The following is a 15564-nucleotide window of genomic DNA, read 5'->3' on the forward strand; positions in this document are numbered from 1 at the left end:
CTTTGCCACATTATTCGATGACGGTGCGGGAGTTTTGCTTGCGCATGGTGGCGAGCATGTGTTTGGGGACGGCGTGGACCATGCAGCTGCCGATAGTCGCGCTCGCGGCGGCCTTGGCGGCATCGCTGCCGTTTTTGGTCGCGTAGCTGTGGCGGAAGCGCTTGAGCATGGCGATGTCGTTGCCGCCGTCGCCGTAAACCGCGACCTCGTCCTCGGCAATGCCGTAGTAGCCCGCCAGCCAGGCCACACTCTCGCCCTTGTTGCACGCCACGTCCGTGATCTCAAACATCACCGGATCGAACGGCGCGTTGACCACGCGGTCCGAGCGCTCGGCCAAATACGCCTTAAGGTCGCGCTCCAGCTCGGGCGAGGTCACGCGACAATTGATCTTGCATACGTCATGGCGCAGGATGTCACCGATCGACTGGTCGAAATACTGTTCCTCGTGATACCCCCCACGTGCACGCATGCCGCGCATCACGATGCGCTTGATAGGACTGTCCTTTTTAAAGCCCGCCTGGTGCATCTCGAACGATCCGCTCGAGAACATGCCATCGGGCGTGGAGCAGTCAAAACAGATGTCCGGGAACGCCTTGAGCAGCTCCTCGGTAATCTGCGGGTCGATGGTCCAGGTCTTGAGCACCTCGCCATGGCTGTTGCGCACGATGGATCCGTTGGAGCAGCAGGCGTCGAGTGCCAGACCTGTAAAGCCATGCTCGCCAATCGGCAGCGTCGAGCGCCCGGTCGCGGGAACCACATGCAGGCCAGCCTCGGTCAGCTCGCGAATGGCACGGCGGATGGTCCCGTCTGCCTCGTGCAGGGCGTTCAGCAGCGTTCCGTCTAAGTCACTCGCAAACATCTTGATCATGGGCATGCCTCTCCTTCGTCTGCACGATATTGTAGACGAGAACGGGCGCGCCCCAAGAGAAGCACACCCGTCAGGCGGTCGATTCTACACCGCGGCGGGGCCGTGTTCGCCGGTGCGGATGCGGATAACTTCCTCGACCGGCTCGACCCAGATCTTGCCGTCGCCGACGGCGCCGGTGCGGGCGGCGTTGCAGATGATGTCGACAATTCCGTCGACATGCTCATCGGCGCAGATGAGGGTGAACTGCACCTTAGGGATCGTGTTGACAAGCAACTCGTTGCCGCGCACGTATTCCTTCCAGCCATGCTGCGCACCGCAGCCCTGCACCTGGTTGATGGTCATGCCACGAACATCGGCAGCAAACAGCGCATCTTTAAGAACCTCAAGCTTCTCGGCACGAACAATCGCCGTAATTTTCTTCATAGTGAATTCCTCTCAATAAAAGAAATGAATTGCCATTCAACGACGCGGGTTTTCGAGGTGCCCGAGATTGCCCCGAAAGAGGAGCGCCGCGTACTTCGGTACGCAAGCGACGGTTTGAGGGGTAAGGTCAGGTGCCTGGGAAAGCCGTGCTGCTAATCGAGCCCAGAGAACGAAGGATAAGCGCTCTCGCCGTGCTGACTCGCATCCAGGCCCAGCGCCTCGTCCGCCTCGTCCACGCGCAGGCTACCGTGGAACAGCGCCTTGACCACCGCAGCGATCACCAAATCGAACACCAGTACAATAGCGACCGTCACCACAATACCCAAGATCTGCGAGATGAGCAGCGACACGTCGCCCGTGTAGAACAGGCCGCCCTTACCGGTCCACGAGAGCTCCGGCACGCAGAACAGGCCCGTGAGCACGCCGCCCAAGATGCCGCCGATGCCGTGGCAGCCAAACGCGTCGAGCGCATCGTCGTAGCCAATCTTGGTCTTAAGATGGCTGATAGCCAGGTAGCAGACAGGTGATACGATCAGGCCCATGACCAGCGCTGCCCACGGCTCGACAAAGCCCGCACCCGGCGTGACCACCACAAGGCCCGCAACCAGACCGGTGCTGGCACCCACCAGCGTGGGGCGACCGGTATGCACGCGCTCGACGACAAGCCACGAGACCATGCCCGCCGCGCTGGCCGTCACGGTGTTGAGGATGGCGAGCGCGGCCACAGCGTCGGCCTTAAACTCGCTGCCGCCGTTAAAGCCAAACCAGCCAAACCAAAGCAGGCCGGCGCCCAGCGCCACAAACGGCACGTTATGCGGGCGGTAGCTCACCATGCCAAAGCCGCGACGACGGCCAAGCATTAAACAGAGAATCAGGCCCGTCAGACCGGACGAGATGTGCACCACGTCGCCGCCCGCAAAGTCGAGCGCGCCGATGATGTCGCCGATAAAGGAACCCTCACCGCCCCAGACCATGTGAGCGAGCGGCGCATAGACCACGAGCAGCCAAATGCCCAGGAAGGCCGTCATGGCACCAAACTTAATGCGGCCGGCCAGGCTGCCCGTGACGATAGCAGCCGTGATCATGGCAAATGCCATTTGGAAGGCGATGTTGATGATTTGAGGGTAGACGGCACCGTCCGCAGCATTGCCCTCGGCCGCCTGCAGCACCTGGTTGAGCACCGGCAAGCACAGCAGCTGGTCAAGGCCTCCAATAAACGGGCTGGAACCATCGCCACCGTAGGCCAGCGACCAGCCGGCGACAATCCACAGCACACCAACCAGGCCAATGGCGCCAAAACACATGAGCATGGTGTTGATGACATTTTTGCGCCTGGACAGGCCGCCATAGAAAAACGCCAGACCCGGTGTCATTAAAAACACGAGCATGGTGCAGATGAGCATAAACGTTGTCGATCCCGTATCGTACATTCGCTCCCCTTTGGTCGCATGAACGTTGTCGGCGCCCATAATGCGGCCGAGGGGCAACTGGTGTAGACCAGATACGGCGTTGTTAAACGCTGCGTTGTCGAATGGAAACGGTGCCGCAATCTTGGAAACGGCGCGGCAACGGAAGCGAAACGAACGGGAAATACGCGAGCAAGGGAGCCGTGTGCGCGCCCATCCCGGCTAGCGCCGAAACAGCTCGTGGGCGCGGTCGCGGAGATTAGTTGCTCGAATGACACCCTCGTAGCGATTGATACGCAAGCGCGGGAAAGCATTGAAGAAGCGCAGGTCGCGACGGCTGAGCGACACACTCGGCACCGGACGGCTCATGCGCTTGCCGGCAAGGCGACGACTGAGCGACGGACGCGGCATGCTCGGCGCGGCATCGGCCACGCGGCGGGCGGCAAGCGCCAGGCCGCGAGCACCATCCGAGATAAACGTCGGCATCGAAGCCTTCTCACGAAGGGCATCGAGCGCCGCGTCGCCCAGCTCGGCCAGCCACGCGTTAACGGCGCGGCTACGGATATGCGTCTGCGCTACCGAGTCAATCGTCGAATCGGGAATACGTTCGAGCATGGAGTCCGAGGCATCGGCAAGCGACTCATTGATGCGGTCGGCAAGGTCGGCGCGCACACGCTCCAGCTGATCGGACAGACGCTGCCAGCTCGCCAACGAGCACACCGCATCAACCATCATCGCGACCGCGACGATAAAGGCGGACAGCCGCACAATCAGCACCGGCAGATGGCCAAGCAGCCCCAGCAATGCCGGCTCCACTAAACGACAAATGCACAACGCGCCCAGGCCAAACGCGCAGGCCCAGTACAGGCAGATACGTCCGTGCAAGTTAAACGGCAGGTGCGAGTAGTCCCAAAAGCGTGCGCCTGTTGTCTTTTCCAATAGAAGGCCCACACTGTACTCGATTACGCTGCACACAAGCGCCGCGGCGACAAATTGGCTCGAGGCATCCGGAATCCCGCGCAGCAAAAGCCAGCAGGCTATGCCGCCCACACCATAGATAGGGCAACACGGCCCCAGCAAGAATCCGCTGTTGGCAAAGCGTCCTTGGTTGAGCATGGCGCAGACTGTCGACTCCCATGCCCAACCGCAAAACCCGTAAAAGGCAAACGAGAGCACCAGTGCCGAGAGCGGACAGGCGGCAAGCGTCGCGCCGTCAAATGCCATGTCGATCGCGGTCCCCACCGTCTACCCTCTCCTCTTTTCGCTCGATTCTTCACTCACGCCATCGTCTGCCTCGTCCTTGCGCGGCAGACGGCCGGCGACCGTCTCACGCAGAGCACACCATTTATCCGCCAGGCACACAATCCATGCCTCACGACACGTCGGCGGCACCGGCACCAGCGGAAACATATGCCGCACGATAATATTCCGCTCGCGCGACGTCAGCTCAAAATCTTCCTCCGCACGGGCTAGGGCAAAAAACGGATGCCGAAAGCCATGCAGCCGATGGCTCGGATCGGGATCGTGCCAATCGTAGAGAAAGTAATCGTGCAGCAGGGCTCCGCGCAGCAACGAGGCGCGGTCGACCGAGATACCGACACGGCCCAAGCGCTCGGCAAAGGACAGGCTCGCCCGCGCTACCGAAGTCACATGTGCATAGACCGTCACATCGCCATGCTGGATAAACTCGCGCGTCAGGTCCAAGCGGCCCGCCTGCGCCAGTTGACGGGCGGCATAGTCGACCTCGTGCGCGATTTTCTCGGCACGAACGACATCGGACATGCTGCCTCCTTCCAGCGACTCACGGCGACAAGCCACAGCCTGCACGCATTGAATAAATCATCATCGAATCTATCAGTATGGCATCGGACAAAACGTTTTGCCCCACCAGTTGGCGAATTACCGCGCCGCCGTCACATATCAAACGCCAAAATGTGCGAGACTGTTTTGTGCAATTGTGCCGGCCGAGGGAGCGCCGGCGCTCGATTCGCATGGAGTAACCCACAACGATGCTGCTTACGCAAACGACAACGCCCGAGGACGTCAAGGCTCTCGACCGCGCCGAGCTTCCGCTGCTCTGCGGCGAGATCCGCCAGGCAATCCTCGAAAGCTCCGCCGCCGTCGGTGGGCACGTTGCCCCCAACCTGGGCGTCGTTGAGCTTACGGTTGCGCTTCATCGCGTGTTTAACTCCCCCATCGACAAGATTGTCTTTGACGTTTCGCACCAGACCTACGCCCACAAGGCGCTGACGGGGCGCGCGTACACCTATATCGATCCGGAGCGTTATGGTGAGGCTTCTGGCTTTGCCAATCCCGACGAGTCCGAGCACGACCTGTTTGCCATGGGCCATACCTCCACGTCGGTGAGCCTGGGCTGCGGCCTTGCGCACGCTCGTGACCTGGCGGGCGACACGTATAACGTCATTACCGTTATTGGCGACGGCTCGCTTTCGGGCGGCCTGGCGTTTGAGGGCCTCAACAATGCCGCCGAGCTCGACAGCAACTTGGTCATCATCGTCAACGATAACGACCAGTCCATCGCCGAAAACCATGGCGGCCTGTATCGCAATCTGGCCGAGCTGCGCGCCAGCAACGGCGCCTGTGAGCGCAACGTTTTCCGCGCGATGGGGCTCGACTACCGCTATCTGGACGCCGGTAACGATGTGTTAGCCCTCGTCGACGCGCTGCAGGAACTACGCAATATCGATCATCCCATCGTGCTGCACGTCTCCACCGCCAAGGGCAAGGGCTTTGAGCCGGCCCAGAGCGACCCCGAGCGCTGGCACCATGTGGGTCCGTTTGACATGGCAACCGGGCGCAAGCTCTGCCCGGGCCATCCGAGCGAGCCTGCGCCGCGCACCTATGCCGACATTACGGGCGAGGCACTCAGCGCCGCCATCGAGCGCGATCCGCGGGTCGTGGGCATCACGGCCGCCACGCCCTACATCATGGGCTTTACACCCGAGCTTCGCGCCGCGGCCGGCAAACAGTTCGTCGATGTGGGCATTGCCGAGGAGCACGCCGTGACCTTTGCCACCGCGCTTGCGCGCTCGGGCGCCAAGCCAGTCTTTGGTGTGTACGGCACGTTTTTGCAGCGCGCCTACGACGAGCTGTGGCACGACCTGTGCCTCAACGACACCCCCGCAACCATCCTGGTGTTTGGCGCGTCAATCTTTGGCACCACATCCGAGACGCACCTCTCGTTCTTTGATATATCCATGCTGGGCGGACTTCCCAACATGCGCTATCTGGCACCGGCCTGCATGGAGGAATACCTGTCCATGCTGAGCTGGTCGCTCGACCACCGCGAGCATCCCGTGGCGATCCGCGTTCCGGGCATTGGCCTGGTTAGCCGCCCCGATTTGGCGCCCGCCGAGGACACCGACTACAGCGCCGTTCGCTACGACGTGGTGCGTCAGGGCCGCGACGTTGCCGTGCTCGCGCTTGGCGATTTCTTTGAGCTGGGCGAGCGCGTGACAAACCGCTTGGCTGCCGAATACGGCATAGAGGCCACGCTCGTCAACCCGCGCTTTGCAACCGAGCTTGACCGCGAGTCTCTCGATGGCCTTGCCGCCGAGCATCGCGTTGTCGTCACCCTCGAGGACGGCATCTTGGACGGTGGCTGGGGCGAGCGCGTCGCGTGCTACTTGTCCTGCACGCCCGTGCGCACGCGCACCTTTGGCATCGCCAAGGGCTTTCCCGACCGCTACGACCCCAACGAGTTGCTTGCTCAGAACGGCATAACGGTCGAGAACATGGCCGCCGAAGCAGTACGCCTGCTGAACGAGTAGAAAAACCTCCGCAAGGGAAGCACCCCTGCGGAGGTTTTTATTTTCCCAACTCAATTGTCTCGATCTGTAACACCTAGAGGGCAAATCCTCGCCCAATTTGTTACAGATCTAGACAAACCGTCTTTGCCCCTGTTGTTTGTCTCAATCTGTAACAGATAGAGACCTTTTGTCCGTCCAGATGTTACAGATCGAGACACTCAAGTCCCCCTAAAGAGAAAATCTCAATCTGTAACAGTTACTCGGCAAAAATGGCTGCAGATGTTACAGATCGAGACAAAACAGCGAGGCAAGCCGCCACATCTGCAAGAACTACCACAAAGGTGCCCGTCCCCTTTGTGGTAGTTTTAAGTCATGGTCGGCGCGAAAAACGAATAGCCGTTCATACGCGATCTCCTTACTTATATATGTCGCGTTGCCGCCATTATAGCGACCGCCGCGAGCGACCATGCCGTCTGCAAAACGCTATCTCAGCTGCAATAACTGACGTTTGCCCAGATAAAACCTGCCAAAATAAACCTGTCCCTTTTTGGTAGGTAGAATTACCCATAAGGTAAGTATGTTTCTGAGTTATTTCGTGTTGACCCATTTGAGCGCGATAGGGTATAACTCTATTCAACCGCTAGGGATTTTATTGAGAAAGGTGTTCTACCATGAGCAAGAACCTCTCCCAGCAGGTCGTTTTCGACCGTCGCGGCTTCATCGCCGCCACCTTTGCAACCGTCGCCGGCCTTGGTCTTGCCGGCTGCTCCGACACCAGCGCCGAGGCCGACAAGGGTTCCGCCGCCGGCTCCTCCAAGAGCCCCGAGGACACCGAGGCTTCCACCACGCTCGATGCCAAGGCATTCGACAAGCTCATCGACAACGGCCCCAAGGCCGATGATGACGCCATCGCCGCCAGCACCTGGGCCACGGCCGTCAAGGACGCCGGCGTCTTTAAGATCGGTGGCGTTCAGACCTCCACGCTCTTCTCCCTCCTCAACGAGAAGGACGGCAAGACCCGTGGCTTCGACGCCGGCATCGCGCAGCTCCTGTCCAACTACATTCTGGGCGAGAACAAGGTCGAGATCACCCAGGTGACCTCGGACACGCGTGAGTCCGTCCTGCAGAACGGCCAGGTCGACGCCGTCTTTGCCACCTACACCATTACCGATGAGCGCAAGAAGCTTGTCTCCTTTGCCGGCCCCTACTACTACACCCAGCAGGCCATCCTGGTGCTCGCCGACAACGACGACATCAAGAGCGTCGACGACCTGGCCGACAAGAACGTCGCCGTCCAGTCCGGCTCCAACGGCCCCGCCATCCTGGAGGAGTTCGCCCCCAAGGCCAGCCAGCAGGAGTTCAAGACCGACGAGGAGGCCCGTCAGGCACTTCAGCAGGGCCGCGTTGACGCCTACGTCATCGACAACAACATGCAGCAGAGCGCCCTGGTCCGCGAGCCCGGTAAGTACAAGATCGCCGGCAAGCCCTTCGGCAGCAAAGAGCCCTACGGCATCGGCCTGCCGCTCGATTCCGACGGCGTCGCCTTTGTCAACGACTTCCTTAAGAAGATCGAGGACGATGGCACCTGGACCGAGCTGTGGCAGATCTGCATCGGCGATCGCACGGGCGACACCAACGTTCCCGAGCTGCCCGAGATCGGCGCCTAGACAGCGAGCCCAGTAACGGCCGCTACGAAACCATACGGAAACGCACGATGCGCTTTATTGCGCTAAACTGTTTCCACACTGAGTTGTCGGGGCTTCCGTACACACGGGAGCCCCTTTCCTTATCGGCGGGAGGTCCGCATGAGTCTCTCCGAGCTCTGGTCGCTCTATGGCCAGAACTATATCGACGCGCTGCTAGCAACCTGGGGCATGACGCTTGAGTCGTTTGCTATCGCCATGGTGCTGGCCGTCGCCGTCACCGTGATGCGCGTGTCGCCGCTCAAGCCGCTGCGCATTTTTGGCGACCTGTATGTTCAGGTCTTCCGTAACATCCCCGGCATCGCGCTGCTTATCATCGTCGTCTATGCGCTGCCGCCGCTCAAGGTCGTCCTGCCCTACCGCACCTGCGTTATCGTCGCCACGGTCCTTTTGGGCTCGGCCTTTGGCTCCGAGAACTTTATGAGCGGCATCAACACCGTCGGCGTCGGCCAGGTGGAAGCCGCGCGCTCGCTCGGCATGAGCTTCAGCCGTATCCTCGCCAAGATCGTGATTCCGCAGGCGCTGCGCTCGAGCGTGCTGCCCATGACCAACCTCTTTATCGCCGTCATGCTCACCACCGCACTCGGCAGCCAGGTACCGCTTCAACCGCAGGAGCTCACCGGCGTGGTGAGCTACATCAACACGCGCTCGCTCGGCGGCGTCGCCGCGTTCTTTATCTCGGCGCTCGGCTACCTGGGCACGGCCTTTGTGGTGAGCCACATTGGCAACTACATCGATAAGAAGGTGAGGATCCTCCGATGAGCAAGCATTCCACCTCCGCGCTCACCATGCGCGATGCGCTCTACGAGGCCCCCGGCCCCAAGATGCGCGCCAAGATTCGCATCGGCACCGCTATCTCGCTTGTTGCCGTCGCCGCGCTCGCCGTCCTCGTGTTGCAGCGCTTTTATGTGACCGGTCAGCTTTCGGTCCACTATTGGTATTTCTTTACGCACCTCACCACCTGGAAGTTCCTGCTTGCCGGCTTTGAGGGCACCGTTAAAGTCGCACTCACCGCTGGCGCCATCGCGCTGGTGTTGGGCCTAGCCCTTATGCTCGGCCGCACCAGCGACATTAAGCCGCTGCAGCTGGTCTGCCGCGTGCTCACCGATTTCTTCCGCGGCGTACCGAGCCTGCTGTTCATCTACTTCTTCTTTTTGGTGCTGCCTCAGTACAAAATTGCGCTGCCGTCGTTTTGGATGCTCACGCTCCCCGTCGCGCTCGCTGCAGCCGGCGTGCTGGCCGAGATCTTTCGCGCGGGCGTCAACGCCGTGCCGCGCGGGCAGGTCGAGGCAGCCCAAGCGCTCGGTCTCTCCAAAGCTAAAATCACCTTTAAAATCGTGCTGCCGCAGGCGATTCGGTTTATCATTCCGTCGTTGATTTCGCAGCTTGTGGTCGTAGTCAAAGACACCACCGTCGCCTACGTGGTGAGCTACCCCGACCTCATGCAAAATGCCCGCGTGCTCATTACCAACTACGACGCCCTCGTGTCGGTCTACCTGGTAATCGCGGTCATCTACATCCTCATCAACGTCGCGATCAACAAGGCCGCTGTCTACGTTTCGCACAAGACCGGCGCGACCATCATCCGCTAACGCTTTACCATTTCCAGTCATAAGGAGCCGAGCACCATGGCACAGAGCACCTCTTCCACCGGCAATCAGCCGCTGATCGAGCTCAAGCACGTCGATAAGCACTATGGCGATCTGCACGTCCTCAACGACATCAATCTCTCGGTCGACCGCGGCGAGGTCGTCGTCGTGATCGGCCCCTCGGGCTCGGGCAAGTCGACCATGTGCCGAACCATCAACCGCTTGGAAACCATCGACTCGGGCGAGATCCTCATCGAGGGCGAGCCTCTGCCGCAGGAAGGCAAGGACCTTGCCCGTATGCGTGCCGAGCTGGGCATGGTGTTTCAGCAGTTCAACCTGTTCGCACATATGACCGTGCTGCAGAACGTCATGCTGGGACCGGTCGACGTGCTGGGCGTCTCCAAGGACGAGGCTCGCGAGCGCGCCATGGACCTGCTGGGCCGCGTGGGCGTTGCCGAACAGGCCGATAAGGTGCCCGCACAGCTCTCGGGCGGCCAGCAGCAGCGCGTAGCCATCGCCCGCTCGCTTGCCATGCAACCCAAGGCCATGCTTTTTGATGAGCCCACGAGCGCCCTTGACCCCGAGATGATCAACGAGGTGCTCGAGGTCATGGTCCGTCTGGCCCAGCAGGGCATGACGATGATCGTCATTACGCACGAGATGAACTTTGCCCGCCGCGTGGCCGACCGCGTCGTGTTTATGGCCGACGGCCAAATCGTGGAAACCGGCACGCCCGACGAGTTCTTCGACCACCCCCAGACCAAGCGCGCCCAGGACTTCCTCAACTCCATCAAGGGCCACTAACCAGCAACCCCGTGGGACAAATCCATTGAAAGTGTTGTCCCACGTCTCTCATGCGCCCTGTCACCTTCAGATTCGAAAGCAGCATCCATGATCGGAACACGTACTTCCTCGTCCTATACCCCGCACGTCGACGTTGCCCCCTCCGACCGTCCGCTCATCCTGGTGGCGCCGCGTTGGGAAGAGGCAAAGCCGTTTTTGAGCGAGACGCTCTCCCCCAACGAGGAAATCGCCAGTGTTTTTGTCGATGCCATCCTTGCCGCCGGCGGCCTGCCGCTGCAGATGTCCATCACCGAGGACATTGAGGTCATCCGTCATTACGTCGATATCGCCGACGGCATCGCTATTCCCGGCGGCCCCGATGTCAATCCCAAACGTTGGGGCGATGATCGACCCTACGACCCCACCCTCTGCTGCGAGATCCGCGATAGCTTTGAGTTTAAGCTGGTCGACGAGGTGCTCCGCGCCAAAAAGCCGCTCTTTACCACCTGCCGCGGCACGCAGCTGCTCAACGTCGCCACTGGCGGCACCCTGTGCATGGACGTACCGAGCCTGGGCGCGCGCGAGGGCCGCACGCAGTGGCGCCATACCCACGTGCTCAACGACCCCGTGCATCCCGTCGAGGTCGTGCCGGGCTCGCTTCTGGAGCGCGCGGTTGGCGGGCACAGGCTGATCCAGACCAACTCCGCACACCACTGCTGCGTCGAGCGTCTGGGTAAGAGCACGCGCTTGGTCGCCAAGGCAACCGACGGCGTTCCCGAGTGCATCGAGGTCGAAGGCCAGCCTTTCTGCCTGGGTGTGCAATGGCATCCCGAGTACACCTGGCAGACGCTCGAGACCGACTTTAACCTGTGGAAGTCGTTTGTCGAGGCGGCGGCCAAGGTAAAGCAGGCCCGCTAGTTCGCGAACCGCACAACAGATAAGGACGCCCCGCCGGCCACATGGTCCGACGGGGCGCCCCTTTGCCTAGCTTAAACCGAAGGGAACGCGACAACGTCCGCAGGGCGCTCCAGCGTCTCGGCAATGCGATCGCGCACTTCGAGCAGACACTCGATAAGCAGCGGATTGAAAGCGCCGCACTCACCGTCCAGAATCATCCGAATCGCCTCTTCTTGCGAAATGGCGTCCTTGTACACACGCACGCTCGTCAACGCATCGTACACATCGGCCACCGAGACCACCTGAGCGGCAATGGGGATATCGTCGCCCTTAAGACCGTCAGGATAGCCCGTACCATCCCAACGTTCATGATGCCAGCGGGCGATTTGGTACGCATAGTCCAAAAGGGCACTTCCTTCATGGTTTCTGCCCAGATTGCGCAGCATGTCGGCGCCAATGGTAGTATGCGTCTTCATTATTTCAAACTCTTCGGGCGTCAGACGTCCGGGCTTGTTGAGAATCGCATCGTCGATCGACATCTTGCCGATATCGTGCAGCGCCGACGCCAACGCAATCGAAGAACGCTCCTCGTTGCCAAGAGAGTACTTGTCGCTCCGTCGCGCCAAGTCGCCAAGCAGCAGCTCAGTCAACTTCTCGATATGCGTGACATGCCTGCCGCTTTCGCCATTACGGACTTCCATGACGCTCGCCATGATGTCGACGAGTATACGGCTGTTATTGACGCGCGCATTGTACTGCTGCGACAGCAGACTCATCAGACGACGCTGTTTGGCATACAGTCGAATAATATTGTTGACGCGACGACGCACAATGCGGTCATCGAACGGGCGACTGATATAGTCCGAGGCGCCCAAATCGTAAGCACGTAACACCACGTCGTCGGTGTCTTCGCTCGAGATCACAATAACAGGTAGGCTATCGAGGGCTGCCTGACGCGAAAGCTCGGCCAGCACCTCACAGCCGCTCATGTCCGACATGACAATATCGAGCAGCACGAGGGACAGGTCGCCACCATAACGGTCAACCGCATCGAGCGTGGCGCGACCGCTATCGGCTTCTAGAATGCGATAGTCGTCCTTGAGCATCTCACCGAGGATGGACCGGCTCACTTTGGAATCGTCGGCAATCAGCACCAGGGGCTTTTGGCTTTGGAAGGCCTCGATGGAATCGGCATCGGTCACGACCGTACCGGCTTTTGTCTTAGCGTGGCTCAGTAACTGGACAGCGCGGCCAACGCCCTCATCGACCGTCTCGCCATGAATGCGAACGCCACCAACACATGCCGTCAAGCTCACGTACTCATGGCCCGGAATAATCGTGGCATGAACGGCATCGGATACCTGATGCAGGCGACGGGTGAAGTCATCGGAGGGAATATTGGGCATGACGACCACAAACTTGTCGCAGCCATAGCGCACAAGCTCGTCAGTCGAACGAATTCCGCTGCGTATGGCTGTCGCCACAGCACCGAGCGCAAGGTCGCCGGCATGACGGCCACACGTATCATTGACGACCCTAAAATCATCAAGGTCGATCACCGCAACGCCGGCATTCATGCGGGCGTTGCGGAGCTTTTCCTCGTAATATCGGCGATTGCGCACACTCGTCAGCACGTCGGTGTAGGCAAGGTCCTCTTCTGTGGCCTCTTGCTCATCAATCGGACGCACCATCAGCAGGACGCGAGGCTCGCCCTCGACCTTTAGAGGGCGCAGACGGGCGCGGTACTCAACACCATCGTTGAGCAGTTGCTCCGATACCTCATCGGAGTCTTCCAAGGCCTCAAGACTCGACTGACGCAGACAAGGGCAGCGGTCGCCGGCGAGTAGGCAGTTAGGCTCGCTCTTAATCTGTTCGGCAGAAAGCAGGCGCACCACGGGGTAGGTCTTCGCGACGCGGGCGACCTCAGCGGCAGCCTCCTCGTCGGTTAGATTGGCCTCGTGACTATTGAGCATATGGGGCCCTTTCGATAGTTTCGCATGGTAGCGATGGGTTCCAATTGTTACAAGGGTAACACCTTGCCGATGCAGGTAAGCACGTGAATGCTGTTACATTTTTATGAGTTGGCAGGCGACGCGATTGAAGCCGCAGACGTGAGGTTTTGAGCACATTTGTTAACACGGCCGAAACGTTTGCGGGTGAAGGCTGTTTCGGCTATTGCAAGCGCTAGAGCCCCAGGATGCCACGAACAGTCTGGGCAGCCGCTGCCGGGCGATCGCGCAGGCCGTTGTGCGCGCCGGGAACCATTACGAGTGGACAGTCCAAAAGCTCAGCCGCCATCCTCGTGCCCGCCTCGCGGGGCGTGCCAATCGAGAGTTCACCCAAGAGCACGGCGGCCACCGTTTTCGACGCGCGAACGCTATCCCAATCGGGAACGCAGGTCATAGTAATCCCGTATTCGTTTGCCATGAAACTGCGGCCGTTGCGCAGGGCATGCTTGGCTTCTGCCTCGGTTAACTTGGGGGCCTCAGGGTCCGAATCGCCGATGGCGCCAAGGAAGGCCCGTAACGCCCTGGAGACCTTTCCCGCAGCGATCATCTCGAGCAAAACCGGGGCCGCGCCCAGGCCGGCGCCCTCATCCGTCACGGCAGGTTCATGCAGAATCGCACGCGAGATTATGGCGGGGTTTGCACGGAGAAGCTCCAGGGCCACCAGCGTACCGGCACTGTGCGCGAGGACATTTGCCGGGGCGCCGGCATGTTGGATAACAGCTCGCAGGTCGGCAGCCTGAACTGCCAGATCGTAGCGTCCGTCTGCCGCATCGTCGCTCTCGCCGCAACCACGACGGTCATAGGCAATGAGGCGATAGTCACGGGTGAGCTCGTGGGCGATGCCGTCAAAAAATGTGCCGTCGACGCACGCACCGTGCACGCACACCAAGGCGGGCGCATCGGACGATACATCCGGGCCGGCATACTCGCGGCAGGCAATCGTGGTGCCCGCATTTTCGACCGTAAAATCCATGTTGTGATCCTATCGTCAACGCCATCAGGCCGCACCGAGGTGCGACTTGGATAGTCTGGCGCCATGTTGCGCATACTTAAGTGCGTTTACTGTACCCGACTCGCACCCTTTCATGATAGGGTTCCGAAAACTCACCAGACTGCACAGTTTCGGCTTAGACAACAGTGTCCAGACCCGCGATTGGCACGGGGGCCAATGCTATGCTTAAGTGCAACTGTCCCGAGGAGCATATGCCTATGTCTACGTTTTTGAATGCCAGCCCCATCTTTGGGCCCGTCCGCAGCCGACGCCTTGGACTCTCGCTCGGCGTCAACATGATGCCTGCCAGCGGCAAGATTTGCACCTTTGACTGCATTTACTGCGAAAACGGACTCAACGCCGAACGCCCCTGCCACGAGCCACACAACACGGCTGCCGTGGTGCTCGACGCACTCGAAGCCAAACTACGCGAGATGACGGTCGAGGGTGAGCTGCCCGATGTAATCACGTTTGCCGGCAACGGCGAGCCCACCGCCGCACCGGAGTTCCCGCAGGCTATTGCCGGCGCTGTCGCGCTTCGCGACCAGTTGGCCCCGAACACCAAGATTGCCGTGCTTTCCAACGGCACGCGCGCCGACCGTCCCCAGGTGCATGATGCGCTCATGATGGTCGACGACAACATCCTCAAGCTCGATACGGTCGATCCGGCATTTATCCAGCTGCTCGACCAGCCCGTTGGTCCCTACGACGTCGAGCACCAGATCGAGACGTTCGCGAGCTTTGACGGTCACGTTATCATTCAGACGATCTTTTTGACCGGTGAGTATCAGGGCAAGCCCATCGACAACACCGGCGAGGAGTACGTTGCCCCCTGGCTCGCGGCGCTTGAGCGCATTCGTCCGCAGGAGGCGACCATCTACACGGTGGCGCGCGAGACACCAGTCGCCGGCCTTGCTAAAGCGGCTCCCGAGGCGCTCGACGCGATTGCCACACGCGTGCGCGCCCTCGGCATCCCCTGCCAGGTGAGTTACTAGCACCCGTCTGCCCAAGAGCAGCTAATTTGAACTGCACCCCAAAACCTGGACGGCTTAAATAAGAACTACGCCGCAAGGGACTGTCTCCGGAACTCCTCCGGGGTCAGTCCCTTCAGTTTAACCTGGCGCC

At 60.4% G+C, this 15564-nt stretch carries 14 protein-coding genes; 7 read left to right on the top strand and 7 right to left on the bottom strand.

The genetic code is table 11. The annotated features are described in order from the left end of the window. Window positions 1-10 precede the first annotated feature (10 nt). The 5 genes from ACTNBY_RS05175 to ACTNBY_RS05195 form a co-directional block, all read right to left on the bottom strand. Window positions 11-868 (bottom strand): HAD-IIB family hydrolase, encoded by an 858-nt coding sequence (locus ACTNBY_RS05175; RefSeq protein WP_441063670.1) that lies wholly within the window; start codon window positions 866-868, stop codon window positions 11-13. Between the two features lie 84 nt (window positions 869-952). After that, window positions 953-1291, bottom strand: a complete 339-nt coding sequence (locus ACTNBY_RS05180) for a P-II family nitrogen regulator (RefSeq protein WP_117629936.1) — start codon at window positions 1289-1291, stop codon at window positions 953-955. Window positions 1292-1443: 152 nt separating this feature from the next. Next, window positions 1444-2721 (bottom strand): ammonium transporter, encoded by a 1278-nt coding sequence (locus ACTNBY_RS05185; protein ID WP_441063671.1) that lies wholly within the window; start codon window positions 2719-2721, stop codon window positions 1444-1446. Window positions 2722-2919: 198 nt separating this feature from the next. Further along, window positions 2920-3939 (bottom strand): putative ABC transporter permease, encoded by a 1020-nt coding sequence (locus ACTNBY_RS05190; protein WP_441063672.1) that lies wholly within the window; start codon window positions 3937-3939, stop codon window positions 2920-2922. A gap of 3 nt (window positions 3940-3942) precedes the next feature. Continuing rightward, entirely contained in the window at window positions 3943-4479 is a 537-nt protein-coding gene (locus ACTNBY_RS05195; protein WP_441063673.1) for an HD domain-containing protein, read from the bottom strand. A gap of 227 nt (window positions 4480-4706) precedes the next feature. Here ACTNBY_RS05195 and ACTNBY_RS05200 point away from each other — a divergent pair, with 227 nt between their 5' ends. From ACTNBY_RS05200 to ACTNBY_RS05225, 6 genes are all read left to right on the top strand, one after another. Then, window positions 4707-6488 carry a 1-deoxy-D-xylulose-5-phosphate synthase gene (locus ACTNBY_RS05200; RefSeq protein ID WP_441063675.1) on the top strand — a complete coding sequence of 594 codons (1782 nt, stop codon included), beginning with the start codon at window positions 4707-4709 and terminating at the stop codon, window positions 6486-6488. 650 nt (window positions 6489-7138) lie between these two features. After that, window positions 7139-8134: a glutamate ABC transporter substrate-binding protein gene (locus tag ACTNBY_RS05205; protein WP_441032898.1), complete on the top strand. Its 996-nt coding sequence runs from the start codon at window positions 7139-7141 to the stop codon at window positions 8132-8134. Window positions 8135-8272: 138 nt separating this feature from the next. Beyond that, on the top strand, window positions 8273-8932 hold the full coding sequence (locus tag ACTNBY_RS05210) for an amino acid ABC transporter permease (protein ID WP_154514877.1): 660 nt from the start codon (window positions 8273-8275) through the stop codon (window positions 8930-8932). Further along, window positions 8929-9762: an amino acid ABC transporter permease gene (locus ACTNBY_RS05215; RefSeq protein WP_373094275.1), complete on the top strand. Its 834-nt coding sequence runs from the start codon at window positions 8929-8931 to the stop codon at window positions 9760-9762. Before ACTNBY_RS05210 ends, ACTNBY_RS05215 begins: the two co-directional genes overlap by 4 nt. Before the next feature lie 36 nt (window positions 9763-9798). Next, a complete protein-coding gene (locus tag ACTNBY_RS05220; RefSeq protein WP_117840240.1) occupies window positions 9799-10563 on the top strand; it encodes an amino acid ABC transporter ATP-binding protein in 765 nt (254 codons plus the stop codon). 87 nt (window positions 10564-10650) lie between these two features. Beyond that, window positions 10651-11460: a gamma-glutamyl-gamma-aminobutyrate hydrolase family protein gene (locus ACTNBY_RS05225; protein ID WP_427793644.1), complete on the top strand. Its 810-nt coding sequence runs from the start codon at window positions 10651-10653 to the stop codon at window positions 11458-11460. Between the two features lie 71 nt (window positions 11461-11531). Here ACTNBY_RS05225 and ACTNBY_RS05230 read toward each other — a convergent pair whose 3' ends face one another. Together ACTNBY_RS05230 and ACTNBY_RS05235 are read right to left on the bottom strand one after the other, a co-directional pair. Beyond that, window positions 11532-13412, bottom strand: coding sequence for a diguanylate cyclase (locus ACTNBY_RS05230; protein WP_441063676.1), 1881 nt, complete (start codon window positions 13410-13412; stop codon window positions 11532-11534). Window positions 13413-13623: 211 nt separating this feature from the next. After that, the gene (locus ACTNBY_RS05235; protein ID WP_441063677.1) at window positions 13624-14421 is read right to left on the bottom strand and encodes an alpha/beta fold hydrolase; all 798 of its coding nucleotides are present in this window, start codon (window positions 14419-14421) and stop codon (window positions 13624-13626) included. A 236-nt stretch (window positions 14422-14657) separates the two neighbouring features. Here ACTNBY_RS05235 and ACTNBY_RS05240 point away from each other — a divergent pair, with 236 nt between their 5' ends. Beyond that, window positions 14658-15434, top strand: coding sequence for a radical SAM protein (locus tag ACTNBY_RS05240; protein WP_441063678.1), 777 nt, complete (start codon window positions 14658-14660; stop codon window positions 15432-15434). Window positions 15435-15564 lie beyond the last annotated feature (130 nt).

It is taken from the genome of Collinsella sp. HCP28S3_E12 (assembly GCF_052065595.1).
Taxonomy (GTDB): domain Bacteria; phylum Actinomycetota; class Coriobacteriia; order Coriobacteriales; family Coriobacteriaceae; genus Collinsella.

Coding starts and splice junctions, on each gene's coding strand:
- ACTNBY_RS05175 (WP_441063670.1), bottom strand. CDS start 868: ATGATCAAGATGTTTGCGAGTGACTTAGACGGAACGCTGCTGAACGCC.
- ACTNBY_RS05180 (WP_117629936.1), bottom strand. CDS start 1,291: ATGAAGAAAATTACGGCGATTGTTCGTGCCGAGAAGCTTGAGGTTCTT.
- ACTNBY_RS05185 (WP_441063671.1), bottom strand. CDS start 2,721: ATGTACGATACGGGATCGACAACGTTTATGCTCATCTGCACCATGCTC.
- ACTNBY_RS05195 (WP_441063673.1), bottom strand. CDS start 4,479: ATGTCCGATGTCGTTCGTGCCGAGAAAATCGCGCACGAGGTCGACTAT.
- ACTNBY_RS05200 (WP_441063675.1), top strand. CDS start 4,707: ATGCTGCTTACGCAAACGACAACGCCCGAGGACGTCAAGGCTCTCGAC.
- ACTNBY_RS05205 (WP_441032898.1), top strand. CDS start 7,139: ATGAGCAAGAACCTCTCCCAGCAGGTCGTTTTCGACCGTCGCGGCTTC.
- ACTNBY_RS05210 (WP_154514877.1), top strand. CDS start 8,273: ATGAGTCTCTCCGAGCTCTGGTCGCTCTATGGCCAGAACTATATCGAC.
- ACTNBY_RS05215 (WP_373094275.1), top strand. CDS start 8,929: ATGAGCAAGCATTCCACCTCCGCGCTCACCATGCGCGATGCGCTCTAC.
- ACTNBY_RS05220 (WP_117840240.1), top strand. CDS start 9,799: ATGGCACAGAGCACCTCTTCCACCGGCAATCAGCCGCTGATCGAGCTC.
- ACTNBY_RS05225 (WP_427793644.1), top strand. CDS start 10,651: ATGATCGGAACACGTACTTCCTCGTCCTATACCCCGCACGTCGACGTT.
- ACTNBY_RS05230 (WP_441063676.1), bottom strand. CDS start 13,412: ATGCTCAATAGTCACGAGGCCAATCTAACCGACGAGGAGGCTGCCGCT.
- ACTNBY_RS05235 (WP_441063677.1), bottom strand. CDS start 14,421: ATGGATTTTACGGTCGAAAATGCGGGCACCACGATTGCCTGCCGCGAG.
- ACTNBY_RS05240 (WP_441063678.1), top strand. CDS start 14,658: ATGTCTACGTTTTTGAATGCCAGCCCCATCTTTGGGCCCGTCCGCAGC.